Origin of the sequence: Stutzerimonas azotifigens DSM 17556 (genome assembly GCF_000425625.1) — a bacterium.
GTDB classification, from domain to species: domain Bacteria; phylum Pseudomonadota; class Gammaproteobacteria; order Pseudomonadales; family Pseudomonadaceae; genus Stutzerimonas; species Stutzerimonas azotifigens.
In genome coordinates this window covers 26,337-36,289 of record NZ_AUDU01000069.1, presented here as the reverse complement: position 1 = coordinate 36,289, position 9,953 = coordinate 26,337, and the positions used below count along the sequence as shown (strand labels likewise).

Sequence of the window (9,953 nt, the reverse complement as noted above, 5' to 3'; positions counted from 1 at the left end):
GAGATGTCGCCGAGCGCGTCGTACTCGCCGGTGGCGATCTTGCGCAGGATGCGGCGCATGATCTTGCCCGAACGGGTCTTCGGCAGGCCCGGCGCCCACTGGATCACGTCCGGCACGGCGATCGGGCCGATCTCCCGGCGTACCCACTGCCTGAGCTCCTGGCGCAGCTCTTCGGACGGCTCCTCGCCGGCCACCAAGGTCACGTAGACGTAGATGCCCTGGCCCTTGAGGTCATGCGGCACGCCGACCACCGCGGCCTCCGCCACCTTGGCGTGAGCGACCATGGCGCTTTCGATCTCGGCGGTGCCCATGCGGTGGCCGGAGACGTTGAGCACGTCGTCCACGCGGCCGGTGATCCAGTAGTAGCCATCCTCGTCGCGGCGCGCGCCGTCGCCGGTGAAGTACATGCCGCGGAAGGTGCGGAAGTAGGTGTCGACGAAGCGATCGTGGTCGCCGTAGATGGTGCGCATCTGCCCCGGCCAGGAGTCGAGGATCACCAGGTTGCCTTCCGCCGCTCCGTCCAGCAGGTTCCCCAGATTGTCCACCAGCCCCGGCACCACGCCGAAGAACGGCCGCGTGGCCGAGCCGGGCTTGAGCGCCGTGGCGCCCGGCAGCGGGCTGATGAGGATGCCGCCGGTCTCGGTCTGCCACCAGGTGTCGACGATCGGGCAGCGCCCCTGCCCCACCGTCTCGTAATACCAGTGCCAGGCCTCCGGGTTGATCGGTTCGCCCACCGAGCCGAGCAGGCGCAGGCTGGAGCCGTCGGCGCCATCCACCGCCGCCTTGCCCTGGGCCATCATGGCGCGGATGGCGGTCGGTGCGGTGTAGAGAATGTTGACCTTGTGCTTGTCGATGATCTTCGCCACCCGGGTCACGTCCGGATAGTTCGGCACGCCCTCGAACATCAGCGTGGTGGCGCCGTTGGCCAGCGGGCCGTAGACGATGTAGCTGTGGCCGGTGACCCAGCCGACGTCGGCGGTGCACCAGTAGATCTCGCCCGGCCGGTAGTCGAAGACCCGTTCGTGGGTCAGCGAGGCATACAGCAGGTAGCCCCCGCCGGTGTGCAGCACGCCCTTGGGCTTGCCGGTCGAGCCGGACGTATAGAGGATGAACAGCGGTTCCTCGGCGCCCATCTCCTTCGGTGCGCAGACGCTGCCGGCGACCTTCATCAGGTCCTCGTACCAGATGTCGCGGTGCTGGTTCCATTTGATGTTCCCGCCGGTGCGCCTGACCACGATGATCTTCTGCACGCAGCTGGTCTGCGGGTTGGTCAGCGCCTCGTCGACGTTCTCCTTCAGCGGGACCTTCTTGCCGCCGCGCAGGCCTTCGTCCGCGGTGATCACCACCTTCGAGCGACCGTCGATGATGCGCCCGGCCAGCGCCTCAGGCGAGAAGCCGCCGAACACCACCGAATGGATCGCGCCGATGCGCGCACAGGCGAGCATGGCGACGGCGGCCTCGGGAATCATGGGCATGTAGATGGTCACCACGTCGCCGCGGTGCACGTCCTGGCCGCGCAGCGCGTTGGCGAACTTGCTCACCTGCTCGTGCAGTTCGCGGTAGGTGATTTCCTTGTGTTCGGACGGGTCGTCGCCTTCCCAGATGATCGCCACCTGGTCGCCGCGCTCGTCGAGGTGGCGGTCCAGGCAGTTGTAGGAGACATTGAGGGTGCCGTCGGCGAACCACTTGATGTCGACGTGGTGATCGTCGAAGGAGGTCTGCTTGACCTTGGTGAACGGCTTGATCCAGTCCAGGCGCTGCGCCTGCTCGCGCCAGAAACCGTCGGGGTTGACCACCGATTGCTGGTACATGGCCTTGTAGGTGGCCTCGTCGGTGAGCGTCCGGGCCGCTACTTCGGCACGCACGGGATACAGGGACGCAGCAGTCATGGGTTCGTCACCTCTTTATTATCTTGTTTGCCAGCAGTTCTAGCCCTGCGCGGCGGACGCGACCATACGACCATAGTTCGAACGGGCGGTCAGGCGGGGCGGTAGCACAGGCATCGCACTGCATCAGCATAGTCGCTGGGGCGATGCGCTGCCGTACCACTGAGACAGGCGCCGCTGCGCTTGGTGCGTGTGGAGATGACGTTGGGATTTGCAGCTGCGCGAATGGGCCGGGAGGTGCGTACGGCGCACCCGCGATCGGCCTGCGTGGAGTGACTTTGGCCGCGAATGCATGGCGGAGACTCGTTCGGTCAAGACCGCCCACAAGAAGCGCCGCCCCGAGGGCGGGCCTCCCACAAAAGCAGCAGTGCCCACCGGACCCCGTGGGAGGCGCGCCCTCGCGGCGATATCGCCAGCCAGGGCCACGTGCATGACTTTTCGACGGTGGGAGCGCCTTTGGCCGCGAATAAGGTTGGAGACTCGTTCGCGCCACGGTCAGGTTGGGTCGGGCGCAGCGAAGCCACGGGCCACCGCGTCAGGCTCGAGCCGGCCTCGATCTGGAATGAACGTTGGGCTTCGCCGCAGGCGGCGAAGCCCAACTGCGGCCTCAGCGCTGGTTGGCGGCCTGGGCGGCCTGGATCAGGTCGGGGCCGATGTCGGCTTCGAACTTCTTCCAGGCCGGCTTGACCGCCTCGCGCCAGGCGGCGCGCTGCTCCGGCGTCAGGGTGATCAGCTCGCTCTTGCCGGTGGCGATGATGTCCTGCTTGGCCTTCTCGTTCAGCGCCGCGGCCTGGCGGTTCACCTCGGCGGTGACCTCCTCGACGATGGCCTCGAGTTCGGTACGGATGTCGTCCGGCAGGCTCCGCCAGAAGCGGGTGTTGGTGATCAGCACGTAGTTGCCGATGGCATGGTCGGACTCGGTCATGTACTTCTGCACTTCGAAGTACTTCTGCGTATAGATGTTCGACCAGGGGTTGTCCTGGGCGTTGACCACGCCGGTCTGCAGACCCTGGTAGATCTCGGCGAAGCTCATCTTGCGCGGCACCGCGCGCAGTGCGCTGTACTGCTCGGCCTGCAGGTCGGAGGGCTGCACGCGGAACTTCAGCCCGCGGGCATCGAACGGCTCGCGCAGCGGCTTGTTGGCGGTGAACTGGCGCATGCCGTTGAGCCAGTAGGCCAGCCCGGTGATGCCCTTGTCCTCCATCGAGCGCAGCATCGCCCGGCCCTTGTCCGACTGCTGGAAGCGCTGGGCGGCGGCCATGTCGTCGAACAGGAACATCATGTCGAACAGCTGCAGCTGCTTGGTGTACTGCTCCAGCTTGGACGGCGCCGGGGCGAGCATCTGCACCTCGTTGAGCAGCAGCGCCTCCATTTCCTTGCCGTCGCCGTACAGCGAGGAGTTGGCGTACACCTGCACCTCCACCTTGCCCGGCAGGCGTTCTTCCACCAGCTTCTCGAACATCAGCGCGCCCTGCCCCTTGGGCGTGCTGTCGGCGGTGATGTGGGAGAACTTGATCAGAATCGGATCGGCGAAGGCCTGTGCCGAAAGCAGGCCGAGCACGGCGCTGCCGGCAAGCAGCCGGACCGCCCGGCGAAAGGGGAATCGTGCCATGGGTGAAGCTCCTGTCTTGTAGTTGTTCGGGCCATTGGGCAGGAGCGAATCTAGCGCAGGGGTACCAGGGGCTAAATTGACATTTGGCCAACGCCGCTTTCGTCAACGACGAAGGCAGCTCAGGTCGCGGGCGAGCCGGTCAGGTGTTCGAGCATCTGCCGCGCTGTCACCGACAGGCCCTCCAGGCTGCGCACCGCCACCTTCAGTTCGCGCCGCGCCCAGGGGTCGGTGAGCGGGATCACCGCCACGTCGAGCGCCGGCAGATAGTTGCGTACCACCTTCTCCGGCAGCACGCCGAGGCCCATGCCGGTGTGGATCATCCGGCAGATCGCCTCGAAGCTGCGCACCTGGATGCGCAGCCGCAGCGCCGCGCCGAGCTGATGCGCGGTGTGCTGCAGCAGGGCGTGCAGCGAGGCGTCCTGCTGCAGGCCGATGAAGTCGAAGCCTACCGCGTCCTTCAGCGCCAGCGCCGCGTGCCCGGCCAGCGGGTGCTCGCGCGGGGTGACCAGGCACAGCTGGTCCTGGCGGTACGGGTAGACGGTCAGTTCGTCGGCCGGCATGTGCCCGGCGAACACGCCGATGTCGGTCAGCCCCTCGCGCACGGCGCGCAGGGTCTCGCTGCTGACGCGCTCCTCCAGGTCGATCTTCACTTCGGGATGCCGACGGCAGAAGGCGCTGAGGTCCTCGGGCAGGAACTCGATCACCGCCGAGGTGTTGGCGTGGATGCGCACATGGCCCTTGACCCCCTCGCTGAACTCCGAGAGGTCGGCCTGCATGCGCCCGAGGTTGTCCATCAGGTTGCGCGCGTGATGCAGCAGCGCGTGGCCGGCCGGCGTCAGCTCGACGCCCTTGGGCTGGCGATAGAGCAAGGTGATGCCGAGCTGGCTCTCCAGGTCGCTGATGCGCTTGCTCACCGCCGCCAGCGCCAGGTGCTCGCGCTCGGCGGCGCGGGTCAGGCTGCGCGCGTCGGCGACCGAGATGAACAGCTTGAGGGTGACGAAATCGACGCGACGCATGCGCCCTCCGAGCGGTTGCGACAGGCGCCACAGTCTCAACTTCGCGTAATGCGAAGGCAAGCTTGGCGATCGGACAATTGTTCCCCGCCGGGCTCTGCGCCATCCTGCCTGCCACGAGCAATACCGGAGGAATCGCGATGACGGAGCCCACACAGGCCGGCCTGCCCTTGCAGGGCCTCAAGGTGGTGGAAATGGGGCAGCTGATCGCCGGCCCGTTCGCCAGCAAGCTGCTCGGCGAGTTCGGCGCCGAGGTGGTGAAGATCGAACCGCCGCAGGTCGGCGACCCGCTGCGCAAGTGGCGCAAGATCAAGGACGGCACCTCGCTCTGGTGGCACGTGCAGTCGCGCAACAAGCGCTCGGTCACCCTCGACCTCAAGCAGGCCGAAGGCCAGGACGTCGCCCGCCGGCTGATCGCCGAGGCGGACATCCTGATCGAGAACTTCCGTCCCGGCACCCTGGAGGAATGGGGCATGGGCTGGGAGGCGCTGTCGGCGCTCAACCCGCGGCTGATCATGCTGCGCATCTCCGGCTACGGGCAGACCGGCCCTTATCGCGACCGCCCCGGCTTCGGGGTGATCGGCGAAGCCATGGGTGGCCTGAGGCACCTCTCCGGCTACCCGGGCCAGCCGCCGGTGCGGGTCGGGGTCAGCATCGGCGACTCGCTGTCCTCGCTCTACGGCGTGATCGGCATCCTGCTGGCCCTGCAGGAGCGCCAGCGCAGCGGCCAGGGCCAGATGATCGACGTGGCGCTGTACGAGTCGGTGTTCGGCATGATGGAAAGCCTGGTTCCCGAATACGACGCCTTCGGCTACGTCCGCGAGCCGGCCGGCAGCGCCCTGCCCGGCATCACTCCGTCGAATTCCTACCCCTGCCAGGACGGCACCTACGTGCTCATCGCCGGCAACGGCGACAGCATTTACAAGCGCCTGATGACGTTGATCGGCCGCCAGGACCTGGCCGAGGACCCGCGCCTGGCGCACAACGACGGGCGCAGCCAGCATGCCGAGCTGATCGATTCGGCGATCGCCGAATGGACTTCGGGGCGCGGGCGCGACGAGGTGCTCGCCGCGCTCAACGAGGTACGCGTGCCGGCCGGCTATCCGTACACCGCCGCCGACATCGTCGCCGACCCGCACTACCTGGCGCGGCGCATGATCGAGACCGTGCAGACCGTGGCCGGCCCGCTGAAGGTGCCGGGCGTGCTGCCCAAGCTCAGCCGCACGCCCGGCCGCCTCGGCGAGGGCGGTCCGCGGCTCGGCGAGCACACCGAAGACGTGCTCGCCGGGCTGGGCCTGACCGACGAACAGGTCCGCGGCCTGCGCGAGCGCGGGATCGTTTGACGGCTGGAGGCTGGAGGCTGGAGGCTGGAGGCTGGACGAGTGTTCCGCACCTCTTCGGCGGATCCAGCCAGAACGTATCGCCTTCGCCTGCGCCTTGCGGAACGAGGCCACACGCCGCTCTCGTAGATGCGAGGGGAACGCCGAGTCCTTGCTCGCGAACAGGATTGCACTCGCTCACGCACGAGCCATCCAAGGCTTGCCTGATTGGAGAACACAGAAATGACTCGAATCTACATCCAGGAAGTCGCCACCCGCGACGGCTTCCAGATCGAACCGGCCTTCGTCCCCACCGAGGACAAGATCGCGCTGATCGACTGCCTTTCCGAAACCGGACTGGCGAAGATCGAGGTGACCTCCTTCACCTCGCCCAAGGCCATCCCCAACCTGCGCGACGCCGAAGAGGTGATGCGCGGCATCCGTCGCGTGCCGGGCGTGGAATACACCGTGCTGGTGCCGAACGTGAAGGGCTGCGAGCGCGCGCTGTCCTGCGACGTGGACGAGATCAACCTGGTGATGTCGGCCAGCGATACCCACGGACTGGCCAACCTGCGCATGACGCCCGAGCAGTCGCTGGAGCAGTTCAAGGCGATCATCGAGGTCACCCGCGGCAGCGGCGTCTTCGTCAACGCCTCGCTGTCCACCACCTTCGGCTGCCCCTTCGAAGGCGAGGTGCCGGAGGCGCGCGTCTACGAACTGGTGCAGAAGCTGCTGGACATCGGCGTGCAGGGCGTGACCCTGTGCGACACCACCGGCATGGCCGACCCCGCGCAGGTCGGGCGCATCTGCGGGGAGGCCCGCCGGCGCTGGCCGCAGACGGTGTTCACCGCACACTTCCACAACACCCGTGGCATGGGCCTGGCCAACGCGGTGGCGGCGCTGAACGCCGGCATCGACCGCTTCGACGCCTCGCTCGGCGGCCTCGGCGGCTGCCCCTACGCGCCGGGCGCCAGCGGCAACATCTGCACCGAGGACCTGGTGCACATGTTCCAGCGCATGGGCCTGGACACCGGCGTCGACCTCGACCGGCTGCTGGAAGCCGCCGCCAGCCTGCCCGGTCTGATCGGCCACGAGGTGCCCGGGGCGATTCTCAAGGCCGGCAAGTCCGACCGCCGCTATCCGCGGCCGAAATGGATGGACGCCACCGCCTGAGCGCCGTGCACGGCGGGCGTCAGGCGCCGCCCGCCTCGTCCGGCAGCAATGCCGGGTTCCAGACGACTTCCCAGAGGTGTCCGTCCGGGTCCTGGAAGTAGCCGGCGTAGCCGCCCCAGAAGGTGTCGGCGGCGGCCTTGACCAGCCGCGCGCCGGCGTCCGTCGCCTGCGCCATCACCGCATCGACCTCTTCCCGGCTGGCGACGTTGTGCCCCAGGCTGAACTCGGTCGCGCTCGCCGGGCCGGGCGCCAGCCCCGAATCGTGGGCCAGGCTGCCGCGCGGCCACAGCGCCAGCTTCAGCCCGGCCTGCAGGTCGAAGAAGGCCACCGCGCCGTGCTCGAACTGCTCGCCGACGATGCCCTCGGTGCGCAGGCCCAGCCCGTCGCGGTAGAAGCGGACCGCCCGCGACAGGTCGTCCACGGCCAGGGTGATTACGCTGATGCGGGGTTTCATCGGGTCCTCCAGCGCTCGGCCGGTGCGGCCGCGCTCGCGTCGCATGGATTGGTGCGATAGAGGTTAGCCGGAGCCAAACTCTGTAGGAGCAAGTTCTGCTTGCGACCTTGCAGAGGAAATACGGCCCGAAATAAGGATCAGGCACACCGAACCGGCGACAGCCTCCCGGAGAGAGGATCGATCGGTTTGAGGATTAATGGCGGGGCCCCGGTCGCAGGCAGAGCCTGCTCCTACAGGGGAAGGTCGGGCGTCTGTGCCCTTCCGCCACGCGCGGACAAGCACCGTAGGGTGGGCTTTAGCCCACCAATGCAGGCCACGTGGTGGGCTGAAGCGGAGCGCCGCCCGGCCCAACTACGGATTTCGGCGCGTCCCCCTTCCGCAGGGGCGGACGAGGGAAACGCGTCCCCTCACCCTGGCCCCTCCTAGAGGACGCCTCACTGCACCGTGGCGTCGCGCCGGGACAGGTTGCAGATGCCGCGAAGGCGGCATCCGGCTTCCGAACGTCCCGGCGCCCGACAGGCGCAGTCAACCTGCGACGAACCCCCGTTCGGCACCAACGCCTGCGCCTGTGCGCAGAGTGGGAGCCGTTCGGGCAGCCCGGCTCAGTTGGCCTGGTTGGAGTCCTGGGCGGCCTTGATCAGGTCGGCACCGATCTCGTTCTCGAACTTCTTCCAGACCGGCGCCATGGCTTCACGCCATTCTTCGCGCTGTTCCGAGGTCAGTTCGATGATCTCGCTGGTGCCGGCCTTCTCGATGGCTGCGCGGGCTTCCTGGTTCAGATCGTCGGCCTGCTTGTTCACCGCGACGGTGACCTCTTCCATGATCTTTTCCAGCTCGCCGCGTACGTCTTCCGGCAGGCCGTCCCAGAACTGGGTGTTGGTGATCACCATGTAGTCGATCACGCCGTGGTCGGAGTGGGTGAAGTACGGCTGAACTTCATGCACCTTCTGGCTGTAGTAGTTCGACCAGGTGTTCTCGGTGCCGTTGACCACGCCGGTCTGCAGGCCTTGGTAGACCTCGGCGAAGCTCATCTTGCGCGGGTTGGCGCGCAGCGCCTTGAACTGCTCTTCCAGCACGTTGGAAGCCTGCACGCGGAACTTCAGGCCGCGAGCGTCCTTCGGTTCGCGCATCGGCTTGTTCGCCGACAGCTGCTTCATCCCGTTGTGCCAGTAGGCCAGGCCGGTGATGTTCTTGTCGCGCATGCTGTTGAGCAGCTGCTTGCCGGCATCGCTGGCCTGGAAGCGGTCAACCGCGTTGATGTCGTCGAACAGGAACGGCAGGTCGAAGATCTGCACCGACTTGGCGTACGGCTCGAACTTCGCCAGCGAGGGCGCCAGCATCTGCACGTCGCCGAGCAGCAGGGCTTCCATCTCCTTGCCGTCGCCGAACAGCGAGGAGTTCGGATACACCTCGACCTTCACCTTGCCGGGCAGGCGTTCTTCGGCGAGCTTCTTGAACATCTGCGCGCCTTGGCCCTTGGGCGTGTTGTCTGCGACCACGTGCGAAAACTTGATGACGATCGGGTCGGCGGCGTGAGCCAGGCCGGCGAGACCGATCGAAACAGCACAGGCGAGCGCCTTGACGGTTTGCTTGAGCATTGTGATACCTCTTGTTGTTGTCGATTGTTGACGAGTTGGTATGTGTGTTTCAGACGTGGCGTCGATCAACCGACCGAGCGCCCCGCCCGCTGCAGCAGACGGCGAGCGCGACCGATCACCGGTGCGTCGACCATCTGCCCGTCGACCACGAACACCCCGTCACCGGAAGCGCCCGCAGCCAAGACCCGCTGTGCCCAGGCCAGTTCGTCGGTGCTGGGCATCAAGGCCTCGTGCACCACCGCCACCTGGCTGGGGTGGATGCAGAGCAATCCGCCGAACCCCATGTCGGCTGCATCGGCCGCCGCCCGGGCGAGCCCCTCCACGTTCTTGATGTCGGGGAACACGCTGTCGAGCGGTGCGGCCAGCGCGGCGATGCGCGAGTGCAGCAGGATCGCATAACGAGCATGGTCAAGGATACGCTCTGCCGCTGCGCTTCCACTAGCCAGACCAAGATCGAGTCCGAGATCCAGCGCACCGAACGACAACCGTTCGATGCCCTGGGCGCTGGCGATCGTTGGCAACTCGAACAGGCCGAGCGCGCTTTCGACGATCGGCCAGACCGGCTTGCCGCAGGCCGCCACGCGTTCGACCTGGGCGGCGCTCTCGACCTTGGGCAGCAGCACCGCGCTGACGTTGGCGTGCCGCTGGCACAGCGCCAGGTCGGCGGCATGCCCGGCGTGCCCGGCCGAGTTGACCCGCACCAGCACGCGGGCCTCTGGGTTTTCGCTGAGGGAGGCGTCGAGGTTGGCCCGCGCCTGCTCCTTCAGGCTCTCCTGCACCGCGTCCTCGAGGTCGACGATGACGACGTCGGCACCGCTGGCGAGCGCCTTGGGGATGCGCTCGGGGCGGGTCGCCGGGACGAAGAGCGCGCTACGGATGATCTGTTCGGTCATGGGAT

Annotated in this window: 8 protein-coding genes; 2 read left to right on the top strand and 6 right to left on the bottom strand. The window is 67.2% G+C overall.

Annotation, left to right across the window (positions count from 1 at the left end; translation table 11 throughout):
- The 3 genes from acs to H610_RS0107405 all read right to left on the bottom strand — a co-directional run.
- Nucleotides 1-1,889: acetate--CoA ligase (gene acs / locus H610_RS0107415; RefSeq protein WP_028239085.1), on the bottom strand; the 1,889-nt coding region annotated here is incomplete at its 3' end.
- 604 nt (nucleotides 1,890-2,493) lie between these two features.
- Nucleotides 2,494-3,498 carry a TRAP transporter substrate-binding protein gene (locus tag H610_RS0107410; RefSeq protein WP_028239084.1) on the bottom strand — a complete coding sequence of 335 codons (1,005 nt, stop codon included), beginning with the start codon at nucleotides 3,496-3,498 and terminating at the stop codon, nucleotides 2,494-2,496.
- Between the two features lie 119 nt (nucleotides 3,499-3,617).
- The gene (locus H610_RS0107405; protein WP_028239083.1) at nucleotides 3,618-4,514 is read right to left on the bottom strand and encodes a LysR family transcriptional regulator; all 897 of its coding nucleotides are present in this window, start codon (nucleotides 4,512-4,514) and stop codon (nucleotides 3,618-3,620) included.
- Between the two features lie 137 nt (nucleotides 4,515-4,651).
- Here H610_RS0107405 and H610_RS0107400 point away from each other — a divergent pair, with 137 nt between their 5' ends.
- Both H610_RS0107400 and H610_RS0107395 read left to right on the top strand, forming a co-directional pair.
- Nucleotides 4,652-5,854 (top strand): CaiB/BaiF CoA transferase family protein, encoded by a 1,203-nt coding sequence (locus H610_RS0107400; RefSeq protein ID WP_028239082.1) that lies wholly within the window; start codon nucleotides 4,652-4,654, stop codon nucleotides 5,852-5,854.
- Nucleotides 5,855-6,073: 219 nt separating this feature from the next.
- A complete protein-coding gene (locus tag H610_RS0107395; RefSeq protein ID WP_028239081.1) occupies nucleotides 6,074-7,003 on the top strand; it encodes a hydroxymethylglutaryl-CoA lyase in 930 nt (309 codons plus the stop codon).
- A gap of 19 nt (nucleotides 7,004-7,022) precedes the next feature.
- Here H610_RS0107395 and H610_RS0107390 read toward each other — a convergent pair whose 3' ends face one another.
- The 3 genes from H610_RS0107390 to H610_RS0107380 all read right to left on the bottom strand — a co-directional run bounded on the left by H610_RS0107390 (nucleotide 7,023) and on the right by H610_RS0107380 (nucleotide 9,948).
- Nucleotides 7,023-7,457 carry a VOC family protein gene (locus tag H610_RS0107390; protein WP_028239080.1) on the bottom strand — a complete coding sequence of 145 codons (435 nt, stop codon included), beginning with the start codon at nucleotides 7,455-7,457 and terminating at the stop codon, nucleotides 7,023-7,025.
- A gap of 602 nt (nucleotides 7,458-8,059) precedes the next feature.
- Nucleotides 8,060-9,055, bottom strand: coding sequence for a C4-dicarboxylate TRAP substrate-binding protein DctP (gene dctP, locus H610_RS0107385; protein WP_028239079.1), 996 nt, complete (start codon nucleotides 9,053-9,055; stop codon nucleotides 8,060-8,062).
- 65 nt (nucleotides 9,056-9,120) lie between these two features.
- The gene (locus tag H610_RS0107380; protein ID WP_028239078.1) at nucleotides 9,121-9,948 is read right to left on the bottom strand and encodes an HpcH/HpaI aldolase/citrate lyase family protein; all 828 of its coding nucleotides are present in this window, start codon (nucleotides 9,946-9,948) and stop codon (nucleotides 9,121-9,123) included.
- Nucleotides 9,949-9,953 lie beyond the last annotated feature (5 nt).

What these genes read in the sequence shown, in the direction of transcription:
- H610_RS0107405 (WP_028239083.1), bottom strand. Translation starts at nt 4,514, where the DNA reads ATGCGTCGCGTCGATTTCGTCACCCTCAAGCTGTTCATCTCGGTCGCC.
- H610_RS0107395 (WP_028239081.1), top strand. Translation starts at nt 6,074, where the DNA reads ATGACTCGAATCTACATCCAGGAAGTCGCCACCCGCGACGGCTTCCAG.
- H610_RS0107390 (WP_028239080.1), bottom strand. Translation starts at nt 7,457, where the DNA reads ATGAAACCCCGCATCAGCGTAATCACCCTGGCCGTGGACGACCTGTCG.
- H610_RS0107410 (WP_028239084.1), bottom strand. Translation starts at nt 3,498, where the DNA reads ATGGCACGATTCCCCTTTCGCCGGGCGGTCCGGCTGCTTGCCGGCAGC.
- dctP (WP_028239079.1), bottom strand. Translation starts at nt 9,055, where the DNA reads ATGCTCAAGCAAACCGTCAAGGCGCTCGCCTGTGCTGTTTCGATCGGT.
- H610_RS0107380 (WP_028239078.1), bottom strand. Translation starts at nt 9,948, where the DNA reads ATGACCGAACAGATCATCCGTAGCGCGCTCTTCGTCCCGGCGACCCGC.
- H610_RS0107400 (WP_028239082.1), top strand. Translation starts at nt 4,652, where the DNA reads ATGACGGAGCCCACACAGGCCGGCCTGCCCTTGCAGGGCCTCAAGGTG.